The 26082-nt window shown below is 64.0% G+C and carries 26 protein-coding genes and 1 tRNA gene; 19 read left to right on the top strand and 8 right to left on the bottom strand.

Going from position 1 to position 26082, the window contains the following annotated elements; translation table 11 throughout:
- Positions 1 to 504: 504 nt before the first annotated feature.
- From ACFPN5_RS17385 to ACFPN5_RS17320, 14 genes are all read left to right on the top strand, one after another.
- Complete coding sequence (locus ACFPN5_RS17385) at positions 505 to 1173, top strand: energy transducer TonB (RefSeq protein WP_379785035.1); 669 nt, start codon at positions 505 to 507, stop codon at positions 1171 to 1173.
- Between the two features lie 84 nt (positions 1174 to 1257).
- On the top strand, positions 1258 to 2196 hold the full coding sequence (locus tag ACFPN5_RS17380) for a MotA/TolQ/ExbB proton channel family protein (protein ID WP_379785034.1): 939 nt from the start codon (positions 1258 to 1260) through the stop codon (positions 2194 to 2196).
- A gap of 3 nt (positions 2197 to 2199) precedes the next feature.
- Positions 2200 to 2628 carry an ExbD/TolR family protein gene (locus ACFPN5_RS17375; RefSeq protein ID WP_379785033.1) on the top strand — a complete coding sequence of 143 codons (429 nt, stop codon included), beginning with the start codon at positions 2200 to 2202 and terminating at the stop codon, positions 2626 to 2628.
- A 69-nt stretch (positions 2629 to 2697) separates the two neighbouring features.
- Positions 2698 to 3129, top strand: a complete 432-nt coding sequence (locus tag ACFPN5_RS17370; protein ID WP_379785032.1) for an ExbD/TolR family protein — start codon at positions 2698 to 2700, stop codon at positions 3127 to 3129.
- Positions 3130 to 3197: 68 nt separating this feature from the next.
- A complete protein-coding gene (locus ACFPN5_RS17365) occupies positions 3198 to 4427 on the top strand; it encodes a tetratricopeptide repeat protein (RefSeq protein ID WP_379785031.1) in 1230 nt (409 codons plus the stop codon).
- Positions 4428 to 4694: 267 nt separating this feature from the next.
- Entirely contained in the window at positions 4695 to 5690 is a 996-nt protein-coding gene (locus ACFPN5_RS17360) for a bifunctional riboflavin kinase/FAD synthetase (protein WP_379785030.1), read from the top strand.
- A 93-nt stretch (positions 5691 to 5783) separates the two neighbouring features.
- Positions 5784 to 8681 carry an isoleucine--tRNA ligase gene (ileS, locus tag ACFPN5_RS17355; protein WP_379785029.1) on the top strand — a complete coding sequence of 966 codons (2898 nt, stop codon included), beginning with the start codon at positions 5784 to 5786 and terminating at the stop codon, positions 8679 to 8681.
- 84 nt (positions 8682 to 8765) lie between these two features.
- Entirely contained in the window at positions 8766 to 9284 is a 519-nt protein-coding gene (gene lspA / locus ACFPN5_RS17350; RefSeq protein WP_379785028.1) for a signal peptidase II, read from the top strand.
- 146 nt (positions 9285 to 9430) lie between these two features.
- The gene (gene coaBC, locus ACFPN5_RS17345) at positions 9431 to 10651 is read left to right on the top strand and encodes a bifunctional phosphopantothenoylcysteine decarboxylase/phosphopantothenate--cysteine ligase CoaBC (protein WP_379785733.1); all 1221 of its coding nucleotides are present in this window, start codon (positions 9431 to 9433) and stop codon (positions 10649 to 10651) included.
- A 47-nt stretch (positions 10652 to 10698) separates the two neighbouring features.
- Positions 10699 to 11148, top strand: a complete 450-nt coding sequence (gene dut, locus ACFPN5_RS17340) for a dUTP diphosphatase (protein ID WP_379785027.1) — start codon at positions 10699 to 10701, stop codon at positions 11146 to 11148.
- A 12-nt stretch (positions 11149 to 11160) separates the two neighbouring features.
- Positions 11161 to 12246, top strand: coding sequence for a M48 family metalloprotease (locus ACFPN5_RS17335; RefSeq protein ID WP_379785026.1), 1086 nt, complete (start codon positions 11161 to 11163; stop codon positions 12244 to 12246).
- A gap of 181 nt (positions 12247 to 12427) precedes the next feature.
- Positions 12428 to 13438, top strand: coding sequence for an XdhC family protein (locus ACFPN5_RS17330; RefSeq protein ID WP_379785025.1), 1011 nt, complete (start codon positions 12428 to 12430; stop codon positions 13436 to 13438).
- A gap of 79 nt (positions 13439 to 13517) precedes the next feature.
- Entirely contained in the window at positions 13518 to 14411 is an 894-nt protein-coding gene (locus ACFPN5_RS17325) for a DMT family transporter (protein ID WP_379785024.1), read from the top strand.
- Between the two features lie 11 nt (positions 14412 to 14422).
- Positions 14423 to 15325, top strand: a complete 903-nt coding sequence (locus tag ACFPN5_RS17320) for a DNA-3-methyladenine glycosylase family protein (RefSeq protein ID WP_379785023.1) — start codon at positions 14423 to 14425, stop codon at positions 15323 to 15325.
- Between the two features lie 16 nt (positions 15326 to 15341).
- On the opposite strand, the gene ACFPN5_RS17315 is transcribed toward ACFPN5_RS17320, so the two are convergent.
- Entirely contained in the window at positions 15342 to 15755 is a 414-nt protein-coding gene (locus ACFPN5_RS17315) for a T6SS immunity protein Tdi1 domain-containing protein (RefSeq protein ID WP_379785022.1), read from the bottom strand.
- A gap of 216 nt (positions 15756 to 15971) precedes the next feature.
- Positions 15972 to 16048: transfer RNA gene (locus ACFPN5_RS17310), tRNA-Met, on the bottom strand.
- 172 nt (positions 16049 to 16220) lie between these two features.
- Here ACFPN5_RS17310 and ACFPN5_RS17305 point away from each other — a divergent pair.
- The 5 genes from ACFPN5_RS17305 (at position 16221) to ACFPN5_RS17285 (ending at position 20530) form a co-directional block, all read left to right on the top strand.
- The gene (locus ACFPN5_RS17305) at positions 16221 to 16820 is read left to right on the top strand and encodes an NUDIX hydrolase (protein ID WP_379785020.1); all 600 of its coding nucleotides are present in this window, start codon (positions 16221 to 16223) and stop codon (positions 16818 to 16820) included.
- Between the two features lie 15 nt (positions 16821 to 16835).
- Positions 16836 to 17573, top strand: coding sequence for a leucyl/phenylalanyl-tRNA--protein transferase (gene aat, locus ACFPN5_RS17300; RefSeq protein WP_379785019.1), 738 nt, complete (start codon positions 16836 to 16838; stop codon positions 17571 to 17573).
- Positions 17574 to 17652: 79 nt separating this feature from the next.
- A complete protein-coding gene (locus ACFPN5_RS17295) occupies positions 17653 to 18381 on the top strand; it encodes an arginyltransferase (RefSeq protein ID WP_379785018.1) in 729 nt (242 codons plus the stop codon).
- Positions 18382 to 18431: 50 nt separating this feature from the next.
- Positions 18432 to 19469 carry a quinone-dependent dihydroorotate dehydrogenase gene (locus ACFPN5_RS17290; RefSeq protein ID WP_379785017.1) on the top strand — a complete coding sequence of 346 codons (1038 nt, stop codon included), beginning with the start codon at positions 18432 to 18434 and terminating at the stop codon, positions 19467 to 19469.
- Between the two features lie 2 nt (positions 19470 to 19471).
- Positions 19472 to 20530 carry an aldo/keto reductase gene (locus ACFPN5_RS17285; RefSeq protein WP_379785016.1) on the top strand — a complete coding sequence of 353 codons (1059 nt, stop codon included), beginning with the start codon at positions 19472 to 19474 and terminating at the stop codon, positions 20528 to 20530.
- Between the two features lie 4 nt (positions 20531 to 20534).
- Here ACFPN5_RS17285 and ACFPN5_RS17280 read toward each other — a convergent pair whose 3' ends face one another.
- The 6 genes from ACFPN5_RS17280 to ACFPN5_RS17255 form a co-directional block, all read right to left on the bottom strand.
- On the bottom strand, positions 20535 to 21464 hold the full coding sequence (locus ACFPN5_RS17280; RefSeq protein ID WP_379785015.1) for a CysB family HTH-type transcriptional regulator: 930 nt from the start codon (positions 21462 to 21464) through the stop codon (positions 20535 to 20537).
- Positions 21461 to 22534, bottom strand: a complete 1074-nt coding sequence (locus tag ACFPN5_RS17275) for a sulfate/molybdate ABC transporter ATP-binding protein (RefSeq protein WP_379785014.1) — start codon at positions 22532 to 22534, stop codon at positions 21461 to 21463. The genes ACFPN5_RS17280 and ACFPN5_RS17275 overlap by 4 nt, the downstream gene beginning before the upstream one ends.
- Positions 22531 to 23385, bottom strand: a complete 855-nt coding sequence (gene cysW, locus ACFPN5_RS17270; protein WP_379785732.1) for a sulfate ABC transporter permease subunit CysW — start codon at positions 23383 to 23385, stop codon at positions 22531 to 22533. The genes ACFPN5_RS17275 and cysW overlap by 4 nt, the downstream gene beginning before the upstream one ends.
- A gap of 50 nt (positions 23386 to 23435) precedes the next feature.
- Complete coding sequence (gene cysT / locus ACFPN5_RS17265; protein WP_379785013.1) at positions 23436 to 24272, bottom strand: sulfate ABC transporter permease subunit CysT; 837 nt, start codon at positions 24270 to 24272, stop codon at positions 23436 to 23438.
- A 134-nt stretch (positions 24273 to 24406) separates the two neighbouring features.
- Positions 24407 to 25180 carry a sulfite exporter TauE/SafE family protein gene (locus ACFPN5_RS17260; protein WP_379785012.1) on the bottom strand — a complete coding sequence of 258 codons (774 nt, stop codon included), beginning with the start codon at positions 25178 to 25180 and terminating at the stop codon, positions 24407 to 24409.
- A gap of 245 nt (positions 25181 to 25425) precedes the next feature.
- On the bottom strand, positions 25426 to 26064 hold the full coding sequence (locus ACFPN5_RS17255) for a peroxiredoxin (protein ID WP_379785011.1): 639 nt from the start codon (positions 26062 to 26064) through the stop codon (positions 25426 to 25428).
- Positions 26065 to 26082 lie beyond the last annotated feature (18 nt).

The following is a 26082-nucleotide window of genomic DNA, read 5'->3' as shown; positions in this document are numbered from 1 at the left end:
CCGCAGCTGGTCCATGCCCAGAAGCACCCTCCGAACTGAGCCATATCAAGACTTTGTCTTGACATCACCTCCCGGCATACCCCTCGCCCCGCCCTCCCCCCGCTTGTGTTAGCTGCCGAACGCTCGTCTTTACGGAAACTGGCTATAGTTTGCGCAAAGCCGTGCATTGCACTATATGATATTTGCCTGTAAGAAAATTAGGCGTGTATTGTTCGGCGAAAGCAGCCATCTCTCCACATGTTCTACAGTGCGCAAGTAACGAGCAGAAATGTTGTAATTTTAGTCACCATTAACCTGCGCTTTTTTGCACAGCGGGAGTGCGTCCGGATGAGCAACAAGGCCTGTTTTTACAGGCATTTACGCTCATTTTGATGAGTCAAAAATACCTGTGCAAAAAAGAATTCGTAGGTATAATTCGCCGATGTCCCGGATGCGGCCTTGTCTTTTCGTCGTGTTTTGTGGGTTTAGTAGCAACAAAAAGAGTTGGTATTGGAGAAAGCAGGCATGAATTTTTCACATGAGAAGGAACCGGGGAAGAATATCACTGGTATCACCATTGTGGTCCTGTTGCACCTCTTGGTCGGCTGGGGAATCCTTAATGGCCTCGGCACAAAAGTGATCACGAAGGTGCAGGAAGCAGTGGAAACGAAGTTGATTGAAGAGGTGAAGCCGCCGCCACCGCCGGAGACCCCTCCACCGCCGCCACCGCCGGAAATGAAGGCCCCGCCGCCTCCGTTCATCCCGCCGGTCGAGGTGCAGGTGCAGCAGCCGCCGCCACCGCAGAACGTCATCCAGGCAGCGACCAGCACGCCGCCTCCGACGACCAGCCTGGCTCCTCCGGCACCGCCGGCGCCGACGGCCCCCCCGGCGCCGGCAGCACCAGCAGGCCCGAGCCGCACCGCGGCAGTGGCCGACTTCAGCACCTGCGCGAAACCGGAATACCCGAAAGCCTCGCAACGTAACGAAGAAGAAGGCACGACGACGATTTCGTTCCTGATTGGCGTCGATGGTCGGATGATCGACTCCAAGATTCAGAAATCGAGTGGATCGCGTGACCTGGACCGCGCAGCGCAGGCTGCAATCGGCAAATGCCGCTTCAAACCGGCAATGGTCAACGGTCAGCCTGAACAGGCATGGGTCCCAGTACAGTACGTCTGGTCGCTGGAACAATAACCGAGACAGAGGATCGTCTCACAACTGTGATTTTCGTTGTCTTTAGATCAGCGAACTGTCTATTTTTATATTTCTGGAGGAAGCATGTTTAAGAATACCCGTTTGTCCGCTGTACTGGCGGCAGTCCTGTTCTCGGTGACGGCGGCATCGGCCCTGGTCTCGGCACCAGCCTTTGCCGACGCACCGGCAGCAACCGCACCGGCCGCCGCTGCACCGGCAGACGCAGCAGCAGCCGCTCCGGCCGCTGACGCAGCAGCTCCAGCAGCTGAAGGCGCCGCTCCGGCCGCTGCCGCTGCCGCTGGCGAGACCACCGAAGAAGTGCACAACCCGTACGGCTTCCAGGCCATGTGGGAAGAAGGCGACTTCGTCAACAAGGGCACCATCATCATTCTGTCGCTGATGTCGATGGGTTCGTGGTACATCATCATCACGAAACTGATCGACCAGGCCAAGATCATGCGCCAGTCGAAAGAGACTCAAGCCAAGTTCTGGAAAGCCAACTCGATCGCTGCCGGTTCGGCAACGCTGAAAGAAGGTTCGCCATTCCGCTTCATCGCTGAAACCGGCACCAAGGCAACCCAGCACCACGATGGCGCCCTGCTCGAGCAGATCGACCTGTCGACCTGGGTGACCATGCAGATCCAGCGTTCGGTAGACAAGGTTCAGTCGCGCCTGCAAGACGGCCTGTCGTTCCTGGCAACCGTTGGTTCGACCTCGCCGTTCATCGGTCTGTTTGGTACCGTTTGGGGCATCTACAACGCACTGGTCGCCATTGGCATGTCGGGTAACGCATCGATCGACAAAGTCGCCGGCCCAGTCGGTGAAGCACTGATCATGACCGCCTTCGGTCTGTTCGTTGCAGTTCCTGCCGTCCTCGGTTACAACTGGCTGGTTCGCCGCAACAAGACGGCAATGGAAGATGTCCGTTCGTTCAGCGCCGACGTTCACTCGGTCCTGATCTCGGGCGCGATGAACACCTCGGAAGCCGCACGTGCTGCTGGCTCGGCTAAGAAGATTGGATAAATCATGTCAATGAGTGTCGGCTCCGAAAGCGGAGATGATGATGCCGTGATGTCAGAGATCAACACGACGCCGCTTGTCGACATCATGTTGGTTCTCCTGATCATCTTCCTGATCACCAGCCCGGTGGTCCTGCAGTTGCAAAAGGTTGCTCTGCCGGCGGAAACGAACCAGGTCACCAAGACCGCGCCGGAAGACATCAACATCACCGTTAATAAAGACGGCGAAATGTTCTGGAACCAGCGACGCATCGCGAACACGGACGAGCTGTTCAAGTTCTTCGCGGAGCAGTCGGTGAAAGTGCCGCAGCCTGCAGTGAAAGTGCGTGGCGACCAAGCCACCCGTTACGAGTCAATCGGTCGGGTGATTTACACGGCACAACGTGCTGGTGTGCAAAAGGTCGGTTTCGTGATCGAACCGCCTGACAGGGGCTAAACAAGCCAGCGGCGCCGGATGCAGATCCGGCGCCGCACCTTGCACCCCAGTCATTAGAAAGGAAACACCATGGGTATGAACGTAGGTTCAGGCTCCGCCAAGGCAGCCGATCCGGAACCGATGATGGAAATGAACATGACACCCTTGATCGACGTTCTGTTGGTCTTGATCATCATGTTGATTATCACGATTCCGAAGCAAAACCACTCGGTCAATCTGAACATGCCGGTCGGTACCCCACCGCCGAAAACTGAAGAGCCGCGTGTGCACACGGTCGACGTCGACTTCGACGGTACCATCCTCTGGGATGGCATCGCAGTTCCTGACCGTCCGACACTGGAAGCGAAGATGAATGAAGTCGCTGCCCAGCCGAACCAGCCGGAAGTGCACCTGCGTCCGAACAAGCTGGTCGAGTACAAGGTGGTTGCCGGCGTCATGGCAACTGCACAGCGTCTCGGCGTCACGAAGATTGGCATGGTCGGTAACGAGCAGTTCCAGTAATCGCATCAGGTTTGACCAACACGGCAGGGTTTCCCTGCCGTGTCCATTTTCAAAGAGGATTTTCCACGATGATCAAATTCCGACTCGCACACCTCGGCCTCGCAATGGCCGCCCTCGGCTTCACCGCAGCAGCTCCGATCGTTGGCCTGGCCCCTGCGTACGCGCAGACCGTGAGCGCCCAGGTCGGTAAGCCGCTGCAGGCTGCCCAGGCATTGATGAAACAGGGCAAGCACAAGGATGCCCTGGCAAAACTGCGCGAAGCGGACAATGTCTCCGGCAAATCGGCGCACGAGAGCTACCTGATCGAGCGCGTGCGCGCCGCGGCAGCTTCGTCGGCCGGCGACTACGGTACGGCTGCCAAGGCCTTCGAAACCCTGATCGCCTCGGGCAAGCTGTCGGCCAGCGAGCGCAGCCAGTTCTCGGAAGGCCTGATCGGCATCTACATGCGCGGCGGCGACCTGAACAAGGCGAACGAAGCCATCCAGCGCCAGCTCAAGAATGGCGACGATCCGAAACTGCGCGCCTACCTGCTGCAGAACTATTACAAGCAGGGCAATATCGCAGCCCTGGAAACCGAGCTGCGCAACGCCGAGAAGTCGGGCCGCATGTCGGAAGACATGCTTGGCATGCTGGCGAACATCCAGCTCAAGAAGAACGACAAGGCCGGCTACGTCAACACCATCGAAAAGCTCGCGGCCAACTACCCGAAAGCCCAGTACTGGAACGACTTGCTCAACCGCGTGCAGAGCAAGCCTGGCTTCTCGAGCGGCCGCCTGTCGGTTGACGTCTACCGCCTGAAGCTGGCCAACGGCCTGCTGAAGAAGCCGAGTGAGTTCATGGAAATGGCCCAGCTCGTGATGCAGGGCAAGGCCCCAGCCGAAGCGCTGAAGGTGATCGACAAGGGCTACAAGGCCGGCGCCCTGGGCACCGGTCCTGACGCAGAACGTCACGCCCGCCTGAAGGCACTGGCCGAGAAGAACCTGGCCGAGCAGAACAAGAACATCGCCGCCCTGGAAGCCGAGTACACGGCTGCCAAGGACAACGATGGCCTGGTCGCCCTCGGCTACAGCATGGTGCAGTCGGGCCAGGCTGACAAAGGTCTGAAGCTGATGGAATCGGCGATCAAGGCCGGCGGCCTGCGCTACCCGGACGAAGCCAAGCTGCGCCTGGGCGAAGCCTACGCCGCGGCCGGCAAGAAGTCGCAGGCGATCACCACCCTGCGCGGTGTCAGCGGCAAGGAAGGTACCGCCGAACTGGCACGCTACTGGATCATGGCCATCAACAAGCCACTCGCCTGATCCCGCGCTCTTGCAGCACATCGAAACGCCACCTGTTCGCAGGTGGCGTTTTTTTTAGCCCGATGCCGTTAAGCGTTTCGGCATGCACACGTGCGTTGAACGCGTGGGCGGCGCCGACGTCGCGGGCACTCATCTGCCCCGGGTATAGCCGACCACCCTACGTCTCCGCATTGCAACAAGCCTTTACCGTATAATCAAGGTTTCGCCCCGAGGCATCGTCGACCACGCGCTGCGTGGCCTGACTCGCCGGGCATTCTGGAACCACCAATGAAGGTATTTCGCGGACTTCCCAACGATGCGGCGCGCGCTCCCTGTGCGCTTACGATCGGCAACTTCGACGGTGTCCATCGCGGACACCAGGCGTTGCTGGCGCGCGTCCGGGCAGCGGCCGACCATCTGGGCCTGGAAGCGGCGGTGATGACCTTCGAGCCGCATCCGCGCGAGTACTTTGCCCGCGTGAGCGGCGACCTCTCCCGCGCACCGGCGCGCATCGCCAACCTGCGCGACAAGCTGGGCGACCTGGCCCAAGCCGGCATCGACCGCGTCATCGTCGAACACTTCAACGAACATTTCGCCTCCATCACGCCCCAGGACTTCATCGAACGCGTCCTGGTCGACGGCCTGCACGTCAAATGGCTGATGGTGGGCGACGATTTCTGCTTCGGCGCCAAACGCGCCGGCAACATCGCGATGCTGGTGGAAGCGGGCAAGCGCCACGGCTTCCAGGTTGAAACGCTGCCGACCGTGCGCCAGGGCGACCAGCGCATCTCGTCGTCGGCCGTGCGCGCCACGCTGGCCGCCGGCGACCTGAACGCGACCGGCGCCCTGCTCGGCCATCCGTATGCGATCTCCGGCCACGTGATCCACGGCCAGAAACTGGGCCGCACGCTGGGCTTCCCCACCCTGAATTTGCGCGTCATGCACCGTCCCGCGCTGCAGGGCATTTTCGTCGTGCAGGTGCACGGCCTGGCGGAGCATCCGCTGCCGGCCGTCGCCAGCCTTGGCGTGCGTCCGACCGTGGAAGACGCGGGCCGCATGCTTCTCGAAGTCCACGTGTTCGACTACGACCTTCCCTGCTACGGGAAACTGGTCCGCGTCGAGTTCCTGGAAAAGCTGCGCGACGAAGAGAAATACGTTGACCTCGATACCCTGAGCGCCGCGATCGACCGCGACGCGAACCAGGCGCGCGCCTGGTTCGCACGGCGCGACCGGGTGGCGGCAGGCACGCGCGCCGGCACCCTCACCGCCACCGACCGAATTTGACGCAGGACCACCGAGCGTCCTGCGCGGCTGCCGAGTTAGCTTCCTGATTAGCCAACCCAGCAGCCACCTGAATATCCCTACTTGATAAAGCATATGTCCGAAAACAGCAAACCTGTCCAGAATGCGCCGGCCCAGAAGGGCGGCAAGAAGCCTGAGAGCAAATACCCAGTCAACATGACCGACACCCCGTTCCCGATGCGTGGCGACCTCGCCAAGCGCGAGCCGGGCTGGGTCAAGCAGTGGCAGGACAAGAAGGTCTACGAGCGTATCCGCAAGGCCGCTGCCGGCCGTCCTACCTTCATCCTGCACGACGGCCCTCCGTATGCGAACGGCGACATCCACCTGGGCCACGCGGTTAACAAGATCCTGAAGGACATGGTTGTGAAATCGCGCACCATGGCCGGCTACGACGCGCCGTATGTGCCGGGCTGGGATTGCCACGGCATGCCGATCGAAATCCAGATCGAAAAACTGCACGGCAAGAACCTGCCGACGGCCGAGGTCCTGCAAAAGGCGCGCGCCTATGCGCTCGAGCAGATCGACCGCCAGCGCGCCGGCTTCATCCGCCTGGGCGTGCTTGGCGAATGGGACAACCCGTACATGACGATGGCCTACGGTAACGAGGCCGACGAGCTGCGCGCCCTCGGCAAGCTGCTCGACAAGGGTTACGTCTACCGCGGCCTGAAGCCCGTCAACTGGTGCTTCGATTGCGGTTCGGCCCTGGCCGAGGCGGAAGTCGAGTACCAGGACAAGCGCGATCCGGCGATCGACGTCGGCTTCCCGTTTGCTGAAGAAGAGAAACTGGCCGCTGCCTTTGGCCTGCCACAGCTGCCAACCATGAATGGTTTCATCGTGATCTGGACCACGACGCCGTGGACGATCCCGTCGAACCAGGCGCTGAACGTTAATCCGGAAGTGACCTACGCCCTCGTGCAAGCGGAGCGCGACGGCCAGCCCCTGCTCCTGATCCTGGCCCAGGACCTGGTCGAGTCCTGCCTGCAGCGCTTTAAACTGGAAGGGCAAGTGATCGCCACAACCACGGGCGACAAGCTCGAAGGCATGCGCTTCAAGCACCCGATGTTCGCCGCCGACCCATTCTACGACCGCACTTCGCCGGTCTACCTGGCCGACTACGTCACGACCGAAAGCGGCACCGGCGTGGTCCACTCGGCCCCTGCCTATGGCCTCGAAGACTTTATCTCATGCAAGGCGCATGGCATGAAGGATGACGAGATCCTGAAACCGGTGATGGGCGACGGCCGCTTCGCGTCCTCGCTGCCGCTGTTCGGCGGCCTGACGATCTGGGAAGCCTCGAAACCGATCTGCGCGGCCCTGACCGCTGCCGGCGCCCTGTTCGAACTCAAGATGTTCGACCACAGCTACATGCACTGCTGGCGCCACAAGACCCCGATCGTCTATCGCGCAACCAGTCAATGGTTCGCCGGCATGGACCTCACTCCCAAGGATGGCGGCCCGACCCTGCGCGAAACGGCGCTGGCCGGTATCGACAAGACCCGGTTCTTCCCGGACTGGGGCCAGGCGCGCCTGCACGGCATGATCGAAAACCGCCCGGACTGGACCCTGTCGCGCCAGCGCCAGTGGGGTGTGCCGATGGCCTTCTTCATCCACAAGGAAACGGGCGCCCTGCACCCGCGTACCCCGGAGCTGCTGGAACAGGTGGCGGAGCTGATCGAGCAGAACGGCATCGACGCCTGGCAAACCCTGGATGTGCGCGCGCTGCTGGGCGATGACGCCGACATCTATGAAAAGAACAAGGACACGCTCGACGTCTGGTTCGATTCGGGCGCCACGCACCAGACCGTGCTGCGCGGCTCGCATGCGCAGCAGTCGCAGTTCCCGGCCGACCTCTACCTGGAAGGCTCGGACCAGCACCGCGGCTGGTTCCACTCGTCGCTGCTGACCTCGTCGATGCTCAACGGCGAGCCGCCCTACAAGGCGCTGCTGACCCACGGCTTCACGGTCGACGAGCACGGCAAGAAAATGAGTAAATCGCTCGGCAACACGATGGCGCCGCAAAAGATTTCCGACACGCTCGGCGCCGACATCCTGCGCCTGTGGGTAGCCTCGACCGACTACACGAGCGAGCTGTCGATCAGCGAAGAAATCCTGAAGCGCGTCACGGAATCCTACCGCCGCATCCGCAACACGCTGCGCTTCCTGCTGGCCAATACCTCGGACTTCGACCCGGCGCAGCACGCGGTTCCGGTCGCCGAGCTGTTCGAGATCGACCGCTACGCGATCGCGTCGATGGCCGAGCTGCAAAAGGACATCGCCGCGCACTTCGAGCGCTACGAATTCCATCCAGTGGTCGCGCGCCTGCAGAACTACTGCTCGGAAGACCTGGGCGGCTTCTACCTCGACATCCTGAAGGACCGCCTGTACACCAGTGGCGTCGAGTCGATCGCGCGCCGCTCGGCGCAGACCGCGCTGTGGCACATCGCCCACTCGCTGCTGCGCGTGATGGCGCCGGTGCTGTCGTTCACCGCCGAGGAAGCCTGGGCCGTGTTCGCGGGCCAGGAAGCGTATGCGAAAAGCGACGAAACCATCTTCACGCAAACGCTGTGGGCCTTCCCGGAACTGCCGGATGCGCAGCAACTGCTGGCCAAGTACGCGGCCTTGCGCGAAGTGCGCGCCGACGTGACCAAGCAGCTCGAAGAACTGCGTGCCTCGGGTGCGATCGGCTCCTCGCTGCAGGCCGAGCTGACGATCCGGGCCTTTGGTGCCAAGCACGCGCTGCTGGCAAGCCTGGACGACGACCTGAAATTCGTCTTCATCACTTCGCAGGCGACGGTCGAACAGGCCGCCAACGAGAGCGAGGAAGCGGTGCAGGTGACGCCGTCCGAAGCGCCGAAGTGCGAGCGCTGCTGGCACTACCGCCGCGACGTCGGACACAACCACGAGCACACCGGCCTGTGCGGGCGCTGCGTGAGCAACCTGTTCGGCGCCGGCGAAGCACGCCGCTTCGCGTAACGAACATCGTGCAAGCGATTTCTACCGCCAGCCGCCATGCCGCCCACGCGGCATGGCGGTTTTCCTTATCTAACATTCAGTCCCATGGCAACCAAGAAAAAATCCAGCATCTCCACCGTCCACAAATCCAGCGCGGACATGACCCCGTGGCTGGGCATCGCGTTCATCATCATCCTGGTCGACCAGCTGACCAAGATCACGGTCAACAAGCTCTTCACCTACGGTGAAACGCGCCCGGTGACGGATTTCTTCAACCTGGTGCTGGTGTATAACCCGGGCGCGGCGTTTTCCTTCCTCGGCGACCAGGGCGGCTGGCAGCGCTGGTTCTTCACGGCGATCGGTGTCGTCGCCATCGGCTTCATGCTGTACATGCTCAAGCGCCATCCGGGCCAGCGCCTGTTCTGCTGGGCGCTCGCGCTGATCCTTGGCGGCGCCGTCGGCAACGTGATCGACCGCATCGCCTACGGCCACGTGGTCGACTTCCTCGACTTTTACTGGCGCGGCTGGGGCCACTTCCCGGCCTTTAACGTGGCCGACATCGGCATCAGCATCGGCGCTTTCCTGTTCATCGTGGATGAACTGCGCCGCGTGAACAAGAATTAAACAATCAACCATGAACGACTGACAAGAGCTCACGGCAATCCCCAAGGGGGAAGCGACATCGTCGAAGACAGTACGCTAGTACGGCGAGACGAATGCAACGCTGCCATGAGGTCTTGTCAGGCGTTCATAAGGAGTTTGCGATGAGCATGGACCTTCAGGGTAAAAAAATCGTCCTCGGCCTGTCCGGGGGCGTGGCCTGCTACAAGGCGGCCGAACTGTGCCGCGCCCTGATCAAGCAGGGGGCATCGGTACACGTGGTGATGACCGATGCCGCGACCCATTTCATCGGCCCGGTAACGATGCAGGCCCTGTCGGGCAACACCGTCTGGCTCGACCAGTGGGACCCGCGCATGCCCAACAACATGGCCCACATCGACCTCACGCGCGGCGCCGATGCCGTGCTGGTGGCGCCCTGCTCGGCCGACTTCATCCGCAAGCTGGCGCACGGCGCCTGCGACGACCTGCTCTCGACCCTGTGCCTGGCGCGCCCGCACGGCGTGCCGCTGCTGGTCGCCCCGGCGATGAACGTCGAGATGTGGCAGAACCCCGCTACCCAGCGCAACGTCGCCACGCTCCTTGGCGACGGCGTCAGGATCTTCGGCCCGGCCGCGGGCGAACAGGCTTGCGGTGAAACGGGCCTGGGACGAATGCTCGAGCCCGAGCAGCTGCTGGAGGAACTGATCGCCTCGTTCCAGCACAAGATCCTCTCGGGCAAGCGCGTCCTGATCACGGCCGGCCCGACTTTCGAGGCAATCGATCCGGTACGCGGCATCACGAATCTGTCGTCCGGGAAGATGGGCTATGCGCTCGCGCGTGCCGCCCGCGAAGCCGGCGCCGAGGTGACCCTGGTCTCCGGCCCGACCGCCCTGCCGACCCCGTACGGCGTGCGCCGCATTGATGTGCTGTCGGCCGCGCAAATGCATGACGCGGTCATGGCTGCCGTGCCGGGCCAGCATGTTTTCGTGGCGGTCGCGGCGGTGGCCGACTGGCGCGTGGCCAATGCCAGCGACCAGAAATTGAAAAAGCAGGACGACGGCGGCGCACCGCAACTCGAATTCGTCCAGAACCCGGATATTCTCGCCACCGTGGCCGGCACCGTGTCACTGTCGGGCTGGCCCTACTGCGTCGGCTTTGCCGCCGAGTCGGAAAACCTGGTCGAGTACGGCGCGGCGAAACGCGAGCGAAAAGGCATTCCACTGCTGGTAGGCAACATCGGCCACCATACCTTCGGGCAGGACACGAACTCCATCGTCCTCTTCGACGAACACGGCCACACCGTGCTGCCACATGCCGACAAGCTGACCCTCGCGCGCCAGCTGGTGTCGGAAATCGGCAAGCGGCTGGAACAGCGCTCCCTGCTTACCTGACCTGTTACCTGATTGACCGATTCACCGTTCCGGAAAAAGCATCACGCATGAAAACCATTGATATCAAAATTCTCGATCCACGCATGAAGGAACTGCTGCCGGCCTACGCCACGCCCGGCAGCGCGGGCCTGGACCTGCGCGCCTGCATCGAATCGCCGCTGACCCTAGAACCCGGCCAGACCGTGCTGGTGCCGACGGGCCTGGCCATCCACGTGGCCGATCCGGGCTATGCCGCGATGATCCTGCCGCGCAGTGGACTCGGCCATAAGAACGGCATCGTTCTCGGCAATCTGGTAGGCTTGATCGACTCCGATTACCAGGGCCAACTGATGGTATCGACCTGGAACCGCGGCCATACCGCCTTCACCCTGCAGCCGCTCGACCGGCTGGCGCAGCTGGTGATCGTGCCGGTGCTGCAGGTTGGCTTCAATATCGTCGAGGAATTCGCATCGAGTGAACGGGGCGTCGGAGGGTTCGGCAGCACCGGAAAACAATAACAGAGGAAGACCATGACCCGCATTCGTCGCCTGCGCCCTGCAGTGCTGGCAGTATCCATCGCCATTTTCCTGACCGCCTGCGGCACGCAGGCCCCGATCCGCCAACCCGGCATGCCGGGCGCCGCTCCGCAAGTCCCGCAAGGCGTGCAGATATCGCCCCAGGTCGCGGCAGCAGCCGACACGCTGACCAGGATGGCGGCGCTGCAGGACCGCCTGTACCGCGTCGCAGCGCCGCTGCTGATCGACAATGCCGAGCTGTGCAAGAAGCAGGCGCGCAACCTGCTCGGTTTCACGGCAAAGAACCGCTATTCCTATCCGGGCGTGTACAGCGAAGCGGCGCAGGTGGCGTTCCGCATGGACGAACGGCTGCAGGTCACGAGCGTACTGGCCGGCAGCGGCGCCGCCAAGGCCGGGCTGCGCCTGGGCGACGACCTGGTGGCGGCCGGCGGCAAGCCGCTGCCGACCGGGCCGGGCGCAGCCAGCAAACTGGGGTCGGTGTTCGGTCCCCTGATCGCCGCCTCGCCGACGCTGCCCCTGAGCATCGAACGCGACGGCCGCCCGCGCGACCTCTCGATCCCGGTCACCCGCGCCTGCGCCTTCGCGGTCGAACTGGGGAACGCCGACCACGTGAACGCCTATGCCGACGGCTCGCGCATCATGCTCACCCGCGGCATGATCGCCGCCACCAGGAGCGACACCGAACTGGCCTACGTCCTGGCGCGCACGATGGCGCACAACATGCTCGAGCACCCGAAGGCGCAGCGCAATTCCGCCACGCTCGACAGCGTGATCGAAAGCCTGCTGCTGCGAGCGAACCCCGACCTGTCGATGATGGGCGGCAGCGCCGGCATCAAGGCTATGCCGTCGAACCTCGACGCCGCGGCCGACCGCCTCGCCGTCTTCCTGCTGGCACGCGCCGATTACGACATCGATGGCGTTGCCGGGTTCTGGAAACGCTTCACGGCGGCGACGCCGGTCACGGTGGCGAATGGCCATACCGCGAACCACCCGGCGATCGCCGCGCGGCTGACGGCCATCGAGCTGGCCGTGGACGATGTGCAGGCGAAGCAGGCAGCGAAGAAGCCGCTGGTGCCGTAAAGGGTTTTTGTAGGGTGGAAGGCTCTGTCGTCCACGCGTCCAGCGTATGGCCGCAATGACGCATGCACGGTTTGAACGCGTGGACGGGAGACCCGTCCACCCTACGTTTAGCCCCACCCCGCCGACGTCCGTCCGGCTTTTTTTGTATCATTGTCATTCCTCACCGCCGCGCCCCCGCCTCATGGACAGCCTCGACCTCGAAGTACTCAAGACCGCCGCCGCCTGGCTCGATGCTGGCCACCGTTGTGAACTCGTTACCGTCATCAAGACCTGGGGTTCCAGCCCGCGCCCGATCGGCGCCACGCTCGCGGTGCGCGGCGACGGGCGCGTCGTCGGGTCGGTCTCGGGCGGCTGCATCGAGGACGACCTGATCGAGAACGTGCGCGCCAGGGGCATCCCGGAGGACGCGGTGCCGCAGGTCGTCAGCTACGGCATCAGCGCCGACGATGCGCACCGCTTCGGCCTGCCGTGCGGCGGCACCATCGAGCTCGCCATCGAGCCCCTGCATGCCGGCAGCGGCATCGGCGAACTGCTGGTGCGGCTGGCGGCGGGTGAATTGCTCGAACGCCGCCTGCACCTGGCCAGCGGCGCCGTCACCCTGGCGCCTGCCGCCCCCGGCGCGACACTGCGCCTCGAGAACGACACCCTCCACACCATCCACGGCCCGCGCTGGCGATTGTTCATCATCGGTGCCGGGCCCCTGTCGCGCTTCCTGGCGCAGGTGGCCAGCGCCATGGATTACCGCGTGGTCGTGTGCGACCCGCGCGAGGAATACCGCGCCGACTGGAACCTGCCCGGTGTCGAACTCGTGCACGCGATGCCCGACGACCTGGTGTTGGATGCCCGGCTCGACGCGCGCAGCGCCGTCGTCGCCCTCACCCATGATCCCAAGCTCGACGACCTGGCGCTGATGGAAGCCTTGAAATCCGATGCGTTCTACGTCGGCGCCATCGGTTCGCGCCTGAACAATGCGAAGCGCCGCGAGCGCCTGAAGCTGTTCGACCTGAGCGAGGCCCAGCTCGACCGCCTGCATGGCCCGATCGGCCTGTATATCGGCAGCAAGACCCCGTCCGAAATCGGCATCGCCATCCTCGCCGAAATGACCGCCGCCAAGAATGGCGTGCCGACAGCGCTACTGGTGCCGCACGCCGCCGCGCCGCAGCCGGCCACGCTCGAATCCTGCGCTCGCTGATGAGCGAACAATAAAGCAATAAGCGGGAGGCGCGGGCCGCCACCGCCTGCTACGCTGCGCCAACTCCAACGCCTCGACCATGACCACAGCCAATTTCCTGCGCCTCTTGCTGCTTGCCGCCATCTGGGGCGGCTCCTTCCTCTTCATGCGCATCAGCGCCCCGGTGCTCGGCCCGGCGGTGCTGATTGAATACCGGGTGCTGTTCGCGGCGCTGTTCCTGGCTGCCGTCGGGCTGGTGTTGCGCAAGCGCCTCGACCTGCGTGCCAACTGGAAGCATTACCTGATGCTGGGCTTCTTCAACTCGGCCCTGCCCTTCCTGCTGTTTGCGTATGGCGCGCGCACGCTGACCGCCTCGGTGCTGTCGGTGCTGAACGCGACGGCGCCGATGTGGGGCGCGCTGCTCGGGGCGCTGTGGGCGCGCCAGGCCATCAGCGCGCGCACCGGCCTGGGCTTGCTGCTGGGTACGGCGGGCGTGGCGCTGCTGGTCGGCTTCGACGACGTCTCGACCCTCCCCGGCGCCGGCTTGGCCATTGCCGCCGCGCTCGCTGCGGCACTGTGTTATGGCATCGCCAGCATCTACGCCAAGTCGGCGAAAAGCGTCGAGCCCTTCGCCAACGCGCATGGCACGATGTGGGCCGCAACCCTGTTCGTGCTGCCCGCAATACCCTTCTTCCCGGCGCCGGCGAGCCCGACGCCCGGTGTCTGGGCGGCCGTACTCGCGCTCGGCGTGGTGTGCAGCGGCATCGCTTACCTGATTTATTTCCGCCTGATCGCCGAGGTCGGCCCCACCTCGGCCCTGACCGTCACCTTCCTCAATCCCGTGTTCGGCATCCTGTGGGGCGCCCTGTTCCTGGGTGAGACGGTCGGCTGGCACACGCTGGCCGGCTCCGCCACCGTGCTCGTCGGCACCGCGCTGGTGACCGGCTTCGTGCCGCGCTTTGGGCGCACTGCGGCCGCCGTATCGGGAAAATGAGCGGGAAAATAATGAGCACGCATAGCGTGACGCTGGCGCTGCCGGCCTTGTATCGCAGCGACGACGTGCTCGCCTTTCATGCGCGCGATGCCGAAGGGGTGTCGGAGCAGGTGGCCGCGGGGACGGGTGAAGCGCGTCTGCGCAAGGCGGTCGTGCTGGCAGGGGTGCCGGTCCTGCTGGACGTGACGCTGACGCCAAGCGAGGCACTGTGCCGCATCGACGCCAATGGCGAACTGGGCGAGCCTGCGCTTGCGCTGGCAATGGATGCCCTGCGCAGCACGCTGGCCCTGCGCATCGATCCTGCCCCCTTTGCCGACTTCGTCCGGGACGACCCGGTCTTCGGCCCGCAGGTGGCGCGCCAGCCGGGCCTGCGCATCGTGCAGTCCGCCACCGTCTTCGAAGCCCTGACCTGGGCCATCATCGGCCAGCAGATCAACCTGCCGTTCGCAATCAGCCTGCGCCGCACCTTCATCGAACAGGCCGGCCGGCGGCACAGCAGCGGCCTGCTGTGCTATCCGGAAGCACCCGATGTCGCCCGCCTCGACCTGGACAGCCTGACGACACGCAAGTTTTCGCGCGCCAAGGCCGAGACCCTGCTGCGCGTTGCCCGCCTCGCGGCGGAGGGCAAGCTGCCGCTCTGCCAGCTTGGCGATCCCGAACGCGCGGCCGCGGCCCTGCTGGCCATCAAGGGCATTGGCCCGTGGACGGTGAATTACACCCTGTTGCGCGGCTACGCCTATGCCGACTGCTCGCTGCATGGGGATGTGGCGATCCGCACAGCCATCGGCCGCCTGCTCGGCATGGCGGACAAACCCGGCATCGCCGACACCGAAGCCTGGCTTGCCGCCTACCGCCCGCACCGGACAATGGCGGCGGCCTATTTATGGGCCAGCCTCAACCAGCTTCCCGACTGAGCGCTTCTGCGGGGCATCAACACCAGCGCGGCATGCCCTGGAACTGCTGTGCCCCCTCCCCGGAAAACCGGATCAGCTCCGACAGCGGCACGGTCGCCAGGTTTTCGCTTCCGTAATGCCCGCCAAGCGCACTCGGGATTTTCAGGCAATACTTGCGGCCTTCGGCGAGCGGGCCGAGCGTGGATTCGGCCAGATCGACCAGTTCCGGCATGTACCAGTCGTTCAGGAAGTCCTGGTTGTACGAGAGCGCATCGAGCGCGGCGCGGTCTTCGGCGACCGGTTCGCAGGAAAGGTCTTGTGGACGCAGCCGCCAGAAGCTGCCGTCCGCATCGCGGATCATCAGGTTGCCGAAGGCGTTGATACCCAGTACTTCCACCGCCGTTAACCCTACCCAGCCCCAAGCCTCGTTGATTTCGTCAACAGTAATCATGGTTGCACCCGAGAGTTATGAACCCTTGGCGTGCCGGGGAACGGTTCCCTGGCATCGCAGCTTGTTTGTTCGACAGTGCCGAGCCCGGCAGGTGCGTTGAAAGCGAACGCGGCTTGATGTGCGTCGAAGTGACACCGGAGGCACAAATGAAAAAGCCGCCGAACCCTTCAAGGGATCGGCGGCTTTAATATTACTTTAGGCTTTTACACCTGAATTTGGTTGCGGGGACAGGATTTGAACCTGTGACCTTCGGGTTATGAGCCCGACGAGCTGCCAGACTGCTCCACCCCGCGTCTGTGAAATGAATTATACGCGCTCGCGCCCGTTTAGGCAAACCTTATGCTCGGGCAGTAGTCGATTAGAGCATTCAATGACGCCAGGACAACACCCCTGCCCGGCTGGCGTGGCGTCACAGCCGGGCAAATCGGGTGTAAAGTAGGCATACGTTCATTTTCGCCACTCCCTATGAAATTTTGTTCCGAGTGCGGCCACGGGGTCGCGCTGGCCATTCCCGACGGCGACAACCGCCCGCGTCACGTGTGCATACAATGCGGCACGATTCATTACCAGAACCCGAAAATGGTGATCGGTTCCATTCCCGTATGGGAAGACCCGGAAAACGACGGCGCCCTGCAGGTGCTGCTGTGCCGGCGCGCGATCGAGCCGCGCCATGGCTACTGGACGCTGCCGGCCGGCTTCATGGAAAACGGCGAAACGACCAGCGAAGCGGCGGTGCGCGAGACCGAAGAGGAAGCCGGCGCCCATATCGAGATCGGCAAGCTGTTCACGCTGCTCAACGTCGCCCACGTACACCAGGTGCACATGTTCTACCTGGCGCGCCTGCTCGACCTCGACTTCGCACCGGGCGAAGAGAGCCTCGAAGTGCAGCTCTTCACCGAGCAGGACATCCCCTGGGACGACCTCGCCTTCCCGACCATCCGCAAGACGCTGGAACTGTTCTTTGCCGACCGCGTCAAAATCCGCGAGAGCCATGACAAACAAGGGTACGGCGTTCACTGTCACGACATTGTCCGGCCAATGATCGCCCCACGCGAACCAGACTGATCTTTCGATACCCACATGATCCCCTGGCTTGATGCACATACGCCGTTTCCCGACGTATCCGAGGCGCTGACGATCGACGCGCCGGGCCTGCTCGCGGCCGGCGCCGACCTGTCCCCGCGGCGCCTGCTGCTGGCCTACCAGCACGGCATCTTCCCGTGGTTTTCCGAGGGCCAGCCCATCCTGTGGTGGAGCACCGATCCGCGCATGGTGCTCTACACCGACGATTTCAAAGTCAGCGACAGCCTGAAAAAAACCTTGCGCCGCATCGAGCGCAGCCGTACGGGCGACGGGCGCTGGCAAGTGCGTTTCGACAGCGATTTCGAAGGCGTGATGCGCGCCTGCGCGGCGCCCCGCAAGGACGGGCCGGGCACCTGGATTTCCGAGGAAATTATTGATGGCTACACCGGCCTGCACGCCATGGGCCATGCCCACTCGTCCGAAGTCTGGTTTGAGGGCGAACTGGTCGGCGGCGCCTATGGCGTGTGCATCGGCCGCATGTTCTATGGCGAGTCGATGTTCGCGCGCGTCTCCGACGCCTCGAAGGTCGCGCTGGCTTACCTGGTCGCCTTCCTGCGCTCGCACGGCGTGCGCATGGTCGACTGCCAGCAGGAGACCGGGCACCTGGCCTCGCTGGGCGCGGCGCCCATTCCACGCAGCGTGTTCCTGCAGCACCTGCGCACCGCGATCCGGGAGCCGGCGATCGGCCCCTGGGAAGTGGTGGCGCCGCTACCCTCCCCGCCGCCCTCCAGTTAACTGTTTAGCAAACTTTTCGAACCGTGCGCGCCCGCGCTTTCGTTAAAATAGGTCCATCACGTCGTCCCGAGAGTCTTGCATGACGCATCTTAATGACCTGCCCTTTTCGACGCTGCAGTTCTACACGACCGCGCCCTACCCGTGCAGCTATCTCGACGCACGCCAGGCACGCTCGCAGGTCGCCACCCCTTCGCACCTGATCAACGCCGACGTGTATTCCGAGCTCGTGAAGAACGGTTTCCGCCGCAGCGGCATCTTCACCTACCGCCCGTATTGCGACGGTTGCCAGGCCTGCATCCCGGTGCGCGTGCGCTGCGACGAGTTCGCACCCAACCGCGCCCAGCGCCGCGCCTGGAACCGGCACAGCGACCTGGCCGCCATGGTCGCGAACCTGTCGTTCTCGGACGAGCACTACGCGCTCTACCTGCGCTACCAGACCACGCGCCACGTCGGCGGCGGCATGGACCAGGACAGCCGCGACCAGTACGCCCAGTTCCTGCTGCAAAGCCGGGTCAACACGCGCCTCGTCGAATTCCGCGAGCCGGACGGCACCTTGCGCATGGTGTCGATCATCGACGTGCTCTCCGACGGACTGTCGTCGGTGTACACCTTCTTCGACCCCGACGTCGCGGGCGCCTCCTTCGGCACCTATAACGTGATGTGGCAGGTCGAGCAGGCGCACGAACTGGGGCTGGCCTTCGTCTACCTCGGTTACTGGATCGAGCAGAGCCCGAAGATGGCCTACAAGATCAACTTCCGGCCGCTGGAGGCGCGTATTAACGGCGTGTGGGGCATCCTCGATAGATAGGCGGGGCCACGCACGGTACAATTGGCACGCCCCCTATTCAAGAGCGTTCCATGCCCGACAAAATCCTCTATACCCTTGCCCGTCCGCTGCTGTTCACGCTGCCCGCCGAAACGGCCCACAATCTGACCCTGCCGGCCCTGCGCAATGCCGCGTCGCGCGGCATGACCGGCGCATTCAAGAAGCCTGCGCCCGATCCGCGCGTCGTCATGGGCATTACCTTCCCGAACCCCGTCGGTCTCGCCGCCGGGCTCGACAAGGATGGCGCCTATATCGACGGCCTCGCCGCACTCGGCTTCGGCTCGATCGAAATCGGCACCGTCACCCCGCGCCCCCAGGCCGGCAACCCGAAGCCGCGCATGTTCCGCATCCCCGCCGCGCAGGGCATCATCAACCGCATGGGCTTCAACAACGGCGGCATCGACAAGTTCGTCGCCAACGTCAAGGCCTCCCGCTTTTACCAGGAACGCCAGGGCGTGCTCGGCCTGAACATCGGCAAGAACGCCGACACGCCGATCGAGCGCGCCGCCGAGGACTACCTGCACTGCCTGCGCAAGGTGTATCCGTACGCGAGCTATGTGACGGTCAACATCTCGTCGCCGAACACGAAGAACCTGCGCCAGCTGCAGGGCGCGTCGGAACTCGACGCCCTGCTCTCAACGCTGAAGGCAGAGCAGACGCGGCTCGCAGACGAATATGGCCGGTATGTGCCGCTGACGCTGAAGATCGCGCCCGACATCGATGGCGAGCAGATCAAGGACATCGCGGCGGCGCTGCTGCGCCACAAGATCGATGGCGTGATCGCCACCAATACCACCCTCAACCGCCGCGACGTCGAGCGCCATCGCCACGGCAGGGAAACCGGCGGCGTGTCGGGTGCGCCGGTGTTCGACCTGTCGAACATCGTGATCCGCGCCCTGAAGAAGGAACTGGGCGACGCCCTGCCGATCATCGGCGTGGGCGGCATCCTGTCAGGCGCCAACGCGCAGGAAAAGATGGCGGCCGGCGCCCAGCTGGTGCAGCTCTACAGCGGCCTGATCTACCGCGGCCCCTCGCTGGTGCGCGAGTGCGCCGCTGCACTGAAGGCATAAGCATGCAACGGACACAGCTGGGGCGCACCGATTTGCAGGTGTCGAAGGTCTGCCTGGGCACGATGACCTTCGGCGAGCAGAACACGGAGGCGGACGCCCACCGCCAGCTCGACTACGCGGTCGAGCGCGGCATTAATTTCATCGACACGGCCGAGATGTATCCCGTGATGGGCCGCGCGGAGACGCAGGGATCGACCGAGCGTTTCATCGGCAGCTGGCTCCGCAGTTGGCTGAGAAAACGCGGCCGCCGCGACGACCTCGTCATCGCCTCGAAAATCGCCGGCCCGAACCCGAACATGAGCTGGATCCGCGGCGCCGCGCACGACCTCGACGCGGCCAACCTGCGCGCGGCGGTCGAGGACAGCCTGCGCCGCCTGCAGACGGACTACATCGACCTGTACCAGGTCCACTGGCCGAGCCGCAACCTGCCGATCTTCGGGGCGAACAGTTTTGATCCGCAACGTGAACGCGCGAGCGTACCGATCGAGGAGACGCTGGGCGCCCTGGGCGAACTGGTGCAAGCCGGGAAAATCCGCCACATCGGCGTGTCGAACGAAAGCAGCTGGGGCGTGTGCGAGTACGTCAAGCTGGCGGAGGCGCGCGGCCTGCCGCGCATCGCGACCATCCAGAACCTGTACAACCTGACGGCGCGCGCCTTCGAGACCTCACTGCTGGACGAGACCTGCTATCGCAGCGAAGTCAGCCTGCTGGCCTACAGCCCGCTCGCCTTTGGGCAGCTCACAAGCAAATACCTCGACAATCCGAAGGCGCACGGGCGATTGACGATCTTCCCGGCCGGCTGGAGCCCGCGTTATGTACGCCCGGAAGTGCTGGCGGCGACCGCCGAGTATGCGGCGCTGGCGCGCTCGCATGGATTGAGCCCGGCGCAGATGGCGCTGGCCTGGTGCTATTCGCGCTGGTTCGTGGGCTCGACCATTATTGGCGCGACCACGATGGAACAGCTGAAGGAGAATATCGACGCCTTCGATACCGTGTTGCCGGGTGAGGTGGTGGCAGCGATCGATGCGATTCATGCGCGCATCACGAATCCCGGGCAGTAAGCACCTACCCTGCTTCCGCCTGCAAGGCCCGCTCGATATCCGAGCGCGTGAACCCCGGCGCAAAGCGCTCGATGAAGTGGTAGGCATACGCCCGCAAATACGCGCCGCGGCGCACGGCCAGGCGCGTCACGTTCGGCGCGAACAGGTGCGAGGCCTCGACCGCGCGCAGCCCCTTGTCGCGCCCATGATCGAAAGCCATCGAGGCGATGATCCCGACGCCCATCCCCAGCGACACATACTGCTTGATCACGTCCGAATCCATCGCGGTCAACACGATGTCGGGCGTGATCCCGGCCGCGGTGAACGCGTCATTGATATGGCTGCGTCCCGTATAACCGACGTCATAGGTGATCAGGGGATGGGCGGCGAGGTCTTCCAGGCGCAGCGGCGCACCGCTCAAGAGCGGATGCCCTTCCGGCGCCACCACCACGTGGCTCCAGCGGTAGCACGGGAAGGAGACCAGATCCGGGAAGGTCGTCAGGCCCTCGGTGGCGATGCCGATATCGGCCCGCCCCGACAGCACATATTCGGCGATGTGTTCCGGTGCGCTCTGCTGCAGGGCGATGCGCACGCCCGGGAAGGCGCTGCGGAAGGACTGCACCACCTGCGGCAGCGCATAGCGCGCCTGGGTGTGGGTCACGGCCACGGTCAGCGTGCCGCTGTCCTGCCCTGCGTATTCCTGGCTGGCCTGCGCCAGGTTTTCCGCTTCCACCAGCAGGCGCTCGACGATTTTCAGGATGCCCTTGCCCGGCCCGGTCAGCCCGGTCAGGCGCTTGCCGTTGCGCTCGAAGATGACGACGCCGAGTTCGTCCTCGAGTTCGCGGATCTGGCGCGATACGCCCGGCTGCGAGGTGAACAGGGCCGTGGCGACATCGGTCAGATTGAAATTGCGGCGCGCTGCCTCGCGCACCGAGCGCAGCTGCTGGAAGTTCATATGCCGCCGCCCTCGTCGACGAACACCTGGATCTGGCGCGGACGCACCAGCAGCGTCTCGCCGTCTTTCAGCCCCAGGCGGGCGAAGCGCTCGTTCGGGATCACCGCTTCGATCAGCTGGGCGTTGTCGAGGCGCTCGAGGTCGAGCTGGGCCAGCGGACCGATCGCGTGCGAACGGCGCAGCTTGACGGCGATGCCCTTCTCCCCGGCCGCAAAGCGTTCGACCTCGAGGTCGTGCGGGCGCACGTAGCCGATGCCGTCGGCGTTCTGCACGGCGCCGTGGCCCGGCGCGTCGAACAGCGCGTCGCCGCTGGCCAGCACGCCGTCGTGCACACGGCCGTGGAACAGGTTCACGTTGCCGAGGAAGCTGTAGACGAAGGGCGAGGCGGGCGAGTTATACACGCTCTCCGGCGTGCCGAGCTGCTCGACGCGGCCCTTGTTCATGACGACCACCTGGTCGGCCACTTCCAGCGCCTCTTCCTGGTCGTGGGTGACGAAGATCGAGGTCACGTGCAGGTCGTCGTGCAGGCGGCGCAGCCAGCGGCGCAATTCCTTGCGCACCTTGGCGTCCAAGGCGCCAAACGGCTCGTCGAGCAGCAGCACGCGCGGCTCCACGGCAAGGGCCCTGGCCAGTGCAATGCGCTGGCGCTGGCCGCCGGAGAGCTGCGGCGGATAGCGGTCGGCGATCCAGTCGAGCTGCACCAACTCCAATAACTGCTTCACCTTGTCACGGATCTGCTGCTCGCTCGGACGCTCCTTGCGCGGGCGCACGCGCAGGCCGAAGGCGACGTTCTCGAACACGGTCATGTGCTTGAACAGCGCGTAATGCTGGAACACAAATCCGACCTGGCGCTCGCGTACATGGCTGCGCGAGGCATCCTGGCCGTCGAGCAGCACCGAGCCGGAATCCGGATGCTCGAGGCCGGCGATGATGCGCAAGAGCGTCGTTTTGCCGCAGCCTGAAGGGCCGAGCAAGGCGGTGAGTTCCCCGTTGGGAAATTGCAGCGAGACGTCGTCGAGCGCCGTGAACTGGCCGAACTGCTTGCGGATGTGTTGGACTTCGATCGTCATTGCATGCGCTCCGTAGTGCCGGCGTCCGCAGCCATGGAGAGGTGCAGGCGCCATTCGATAAAGGACTTGATGGCCAGCGTCACCAGCGCGAGGAGCGCCAGCAGCGATGCGATCGCGAACGCGGCCGTGAAGTTGTATTCGTTGTAGAGGATTTCCACCTGCAGCGGCATGGTGTTGGTTTCGCCCCGGATGTGGCCCGAGACGACCGACACCGCACCGAATTCGCCCATCGCCCGTGCATTGCACAGGATGACGCCGTACAGCAGGCCCCACTTGATGTTCGGAAGCGTCACGCGCCAGAAGGTCTGCCAGCCCGACGCCCCGAGCACCAGCGCCGCTTCTTCTTCCTCGGTGCCCTGCTGCTGCATCAGCGGGATCAGCTCGCGCGCGACAAACGGGAAGGTAATGAAGACGGTCGCCAGCACGATGCCGGGCACCGCGAACAGGATCTTGATGTCGTGCTCCATCAGCCAGTCGCCGAACCAGCCCTGGGCGCCGAACAGCAGCACATAGATCAGGCCCGCGATCACCGGCGAAACGGAGAACGGCAGGTCGATCAGGGTCAGCAGGATGCTCTTGCCGCGGAAGTCGTGCTTGGTGATCGCCCAGGCAGCGGCTACGCCGAACACGAGGTTCAGCGGCACCGAGATGCCGGCCGCGATCAGGGTCAGCTTGATGGCGGAAATCGCGTCCGGATCGACGATCGATTCGACATAGGTTTCCCAGCCGCGTTTCAGGGCCTCGGCGAACACCGCGACCAGGGGCACGAACAGGAACAGGGTCAGGAAGGCCAGCGCGATGGCGATCAGGGTCCAGCGCACCCAGTTCGGCTCGAAGGCATTGGTCTTCATCGGACGCACGGCGCGCGGCGCGGCGACGATCGGTTTATCTAAAACAGCGCTCATTTCTTGCCTGCCCTTCTGCGGGTCCAGGCCTGCAACAGGTTGATCGTCAGGAGCAGGATGAACGAGAAGACCAGCATCACGACCGCGATCGCGGTGGCGCCGGCATAGTCATACTGCTCCAGTTTGGTGATGATGAGGAGGGGTGTGATTTCAGAGACCATCGGCAGGTTGCCGGCGATGAAAATCACCGAACCGTATTCGCCGGTGGCGCGGGCAAAGGCCAGCGCGAAGCCGGTCAGCAGGGCCGGAATGATCGTCGGCAGGATCACGCGGAAGAAAGTCTGCAACGGGCTCGCGCCCAGGCTGGCGGCCGCTTCTTCCAGCTCGCGCTCGGCCTCTTCTAGCACCGGCTGCACCGTGCGCACGACAAAAGGCAGGCCGATGAAGGTCAGCGCGACGACGACGCCGAGCGGCGTGAAGGCGACCTTGATGCCGAGGGTTTGCAGGTACTGGCCGATCCAGCCATTGTGCGAATACAGGGCGGTCAGCGTGATGCCGGCCACGGCGGTCGGCAGCGCGAACGGCAGGTCGACCAAGGCGTCGATGAAGCGCTTGCCCGGGAAGCGGTAGCGCACCAGCACCCAGGCCACGATGCCGCCGAACACCACGTTCAGGCTGGCGCCAATCAGCGAAGCGCCAAAGGTGAGTTTATAGGAGGCAATCACACGCTCGGACGTGACGGCCGCCCAGAACGCTTCCCAGCTCATGGTGAAGGTCTTGAGGAACACCGCCGACAGCGGGATCAGCACGATCAGGGCAAGATAAAAGATCGTGAACCCGAGCGACAAGCCAAAGCCGGGCATGACCCGGCCTGGTGCGCGTGATGATTTCATAGCCGCCTTATTACGAATTCTTCTAATGGATCGTAATAATCTCACTTACAACTCATAAACCAAACGAAGTAATCTTCATTTGCATAGACGAATTACGCTATTAGCGAGGCGAATCTGATACGTCCAGCTGATCCTTACAAAACCAGCTTCGCCGCAACGCCGGTCAGGGTGACCGCCAGCAGGCCGCGCAGGAAGCGTTCCGGCACCTTGCGCGCCAGCATCGAACCGAGGGTGATACCGGGAACGGATCCGACCAGCAAGGTCACCAGCAGCATCCAGTCAATCGAGCCGAGCCACCAGTGTCCGAGCGCGGCAATGGCCGTTAGTGGCACGGCGTAGGCGATGTCGGTTCCGGCGACTTCCGCCGGCGTGAGTTTCGGATACAGCATCACGAGCAGGGTCGCGCCGATGGCGCCGGCGCCGATCGAGGAAACGGTGACCAGCACGCCGAGCACGGCGCCGGAGAAAATGGTCGCGTTCGCGAGCGCCCTGCCCTGCAGCTGGCGGCCCGGCTTGGCCTGGACCCAGGCCAGCATGCGGCGCCGGAACAGCAGCGCCACGACGGTCAGCATCACCGAACCGGCGATCGAGTAGCGGATGATCTGGCCAAGCCGGGCGTCGAGCGCTCCGAAGTACTTCAGCGCCAGCGTGGCGGCGAGCGCCGCCGGCAGCGCGCCGATGCACAGGCGGCGCACGATGGCCCAGTCGACGGTGTTGTTGAAGCGGTGGGTGATGGTGCCGGCGCCCTTGGTGACGGAGGCGAATGCGAGGTCGGTGCCGACCGCAACCGTCGGCGAAACGCCGAACATCAGCGTCAACAACGGCGTCATCAGCGACCCGCCGCCCACGCCCGTCATCCCTACCAGAAGCCCGACCGCGAAGCCGGCGGTGATATATGTCAATAGCATGCTTGTCCCTTAGTGAGCCCAAGAGTAAGCCGGGTCAGCCGTGGGACAAACGATGGGTTTCTTATTTGCTTATGCGTGCGGTGGAGATGGTGCGGAAGGCGGGTGCCATTGACGGCATGTCGATATGCGGGAAGTTGTAGGGTGGGCTCCGCCCACGCGGTCTCACGGACGCGGTTCGGCATCGGGACCGTGCCATACCGCGTGGGGGGAGCCTGCTCGGCCCGGCCACACCCTACGAAAAACGCTTACTTGTTCGGCTGCGGCGTCAGGCGCAGATACGGACGCGGTGCAGTAAACCCCTTCGGATATTTTTCCGCGATCACGGCCGGATCCTGCACGGTCAGCGGAATGATCACGTCATCGCCATCCTTCCAGTTGCCGGGCGTGGCCACCGTGTAGCCGTCGGTCAGCTGCAGCGCGTCGATCACGCGCAGCACTTCGTCGAAGTTGCGGCCGGTGCTCATCGGATAGGTGATCGTCAGGCGGATCTTCTTGTTCGGGTCGATCACGAACAGCGAACGCACCGTGGCCGTGGCCGACATTTCCGGGTGGATCATGTCGTACAGGGTCGAGACCGTTTTATCGGCGTCGGCGATGATCGGGAAGCCCACCACGGTCTGCTGGGTTTCTTCGATGTCGCGGATCCAGGTGCGGTGCTGCTCGGCCGGGTCGACCGACAGCGCGATCGCCTTCACGTTGCGCTTGTCGAATTCCGGCTTGAGTTTGGCTGTCAGGCCCAGTTCGGTCGTGCACACCGGCGTGAAGTCGGCCGGATGCGAGAACAGCACCACCCAGGAGTCCCCTGCCCACTCATGGAAGCGAATGCGGCCGATGCTGGAATCCTGCTCGAAGTCGGGGGCGATGTCGCCCAGGCGTAAAGTCATGGTTATCTCCTAGTGGAC

Origin of the sequence: Massilia niabensis, from assembly GCF_042655085.1 — a bacterium.
In the GTDB taxonomy this organism is placed as follows: Bacteria; Pseudomonadota; Gammaproteobacteria; order Burkholderiales; family Burkholderiaceae_D; genus Telluria; species Telluria niabensis.
Note: the sequence above shows the minus strand (reverse complement) of the source record. Positions and strands in the feature narration are given on the sequence as shown.

What these genes read in the sequence shown, in the direction of transcription:
- ACFPN5_RS17385 (WP_379785035.1), top strand. Translation starts at nt 505, where the DNA reads ATGAATTTTTCACATGAGAAGGAACCGGGGAAGAATATCACTGGTATC.
- ACFPN5_RS17380 (WP_379785034.1), top strand. Translation starts at nt 1,258, where the DNA reads ATGTTTAAGAATACCCGTTTGTCCGCTGTACTGGCGGCAGTCCTGTTC.
- ACFPN5_RS17375 (WP_379785033.1), top strand. Translation starts at nt 2,200, where the DNA reads ATGTCAATGAGTGTCGGCTCCGAAAGCGGAGATGATGATGCCGTGATG.
- ACFPN5_RS17370 (WP_379785032.1), top strand. Translation starts at nt 2,698, where the DNA reads ATGGGTATGAACGTAGGTTCAGGCTCCGCCAAGGCAGCCGATCCGGAA.
- ACFPN5_RS17365 (WP_379785031.1), top strand. Translation starts at nt 3,198, where the DNA reads ATGATCAAATTCCGACTCGCACACCTCGGCCTCGCAATGGCCGCCCTC.
- ACFPN5_RS17360 (WP_379785030.1), top strand. Translation starts at nt 4,695, where the DNA reads ATGAAGGTATTTCGCGGACTTCCCAACGATGCGGCGCGCGCTCCCTGT.
- ileS (WP_379785029.1), top strand. Translation starts at nt 5,784, where the DNA reads ATGTCCGAAAACAGCAAACCTGTCCAGAATGCGCCGGCCCAGAAGGGC.
- lspA (WP_379785028.1), top strand. Translation starts at nt 8,766, where the DNA reads ATGGCAACCAAGAAAAAATCCAGCATCTCCACCGTCCACAAATCCAGC.
- coaBC (WP_379785733.1), top strand. Translation starts at nt 9,431, where the DNA reads ATGGACCTTCAGGGTAAAAAAATCGTCCTCGGCCTGTCCGGGGGCGTG.
- dut (WP_379785027.1), top strand. Translation starts at nt 10,699, where the DNA reads ATGAAAACCATTGATATCAAAATTCTCGATCCACGCATGAAGGAACTG.
- ACFPN5_RS17335 (WP_379785026.1), top strand. Translation starts at nt 11,161, where the DNA reads ATGACCCGCATTCGTCGCCTGCGCCCTGCAGTGCTGGCAGTATCCATC.
- ACFPN5_RS17330 (WP_379785025.1), top strand. Translation starts at nt 12,428, where the DNA reads ATGGACAGCCTCGACCTCGAAGTACTCAAGACCGCCGCCGCCTGGCTC.
- ACFPN5_RS17325 (WP_379785024.1), top strand. Translation starts at nt 13,518, where the DNA reads ATGACCACAGCCAATTTCCTGCGCCTCTTGCTGCTTGCCGCCATCTGG.
- ACFPN5_RS17320 (WP_379785023.1), top strand. Translation starts at nt 14,423, where the DNA reads ATGAGCACGCATAGCGTGACGCTGGCGCTGCCGGCCTTGTATCGCAGC.
- ACFPN5_RS17315 (WP_379785022.1), bottom strand. Translation starts at nt 15,755, where the DNA reads ATGATTACTGTTGACGAAATCAACGAGGCTTGGGGCTGGGTAGGGTTA.
- ACFPN5_RS17305 (WP_379785020.1), top strand. Translation starts at nt 16,221, where the DNA reads ATGAAATTTTGTTCCGAGTGCGGCCACGGGGTCGCGCTGGCCATTCCC.
- aat (WP_379785019.1), top strand. Translation starts at nt 16,836, where the DNA reads ATGATCCCCTGGCTTGATGCACATACGCCGTTTCCCGACGTATCCGAG.
- ACFPN5_RS17295 (WP_379785018.1), top strand. Translation starts at nt 17,653, where the DNA reads ATGACGCATCTTAATGACCTGCCCTTTTCGACGCTGCAGTTCTACACG.
- ACFPN5_RS17290 (WP_379785017.1), top strand. Translation starts at nt 18,432, where the DNA reads ATGCCCGACAAAATCCTCTATACCCTTGCCCGTCCGCTGCTGTTCACG.
- ACFPN5_RS17285 (WP_379785016.1), top strand. Translation starts at nt 19,472, where the DNA reads ATGCAACGGACACAGCTGGGGCGCACCGATTTGCAGGTGTCGAAGGTC.
- ACFPN5_RS17280 (WP_379785015.1), bottom strand. Translation starts at nt 21,464, where the DNA reads ATGAACTTCCAGCAGCTGCGCTCGGTGCGCGAGGCAGCGCGCCGCAAT.
- ACFPN5_RS17275 (WP_379785014.1), bottom strand. Translation starts at nt 22,534, where the DNA reads ATGACGATCGAAGTCCAACACATCCGCAAGCAGTTCGGCCAGTTCACG.
- cysW (WP_379785732.1), bottom strand. Translation starts at nt 23,385, where the DNA reads ATGAAGACCAATGCCTTCGAGCCGAACTGGGTGCGCTGGACCCTGATC.
- cysT (WP_379785013.1), bottom strand. Translation starts at nt 24,272, where the DNA reads ATGAAATCATCACGCGCACCAGGCCGGGTCATGCCCGGCTTTGGCTTG.
- ACFPN5_RS17260 (WP_379785012.1), bottom strand. Translation starts at nt 25,180, where the DNA reads ATGCTATTGACATATATCACCGCCGGCTTCGCGGTCGGGCTTCTGGTA.
- ACFPN5_RS17255 (WP_379785011.1), bottom strand. Translation starts at nt 26,064, where the DNA reads ATGACTTTACGCCTGGGCGACATCGCCCCCGACTTCGAGCAGGATTCC.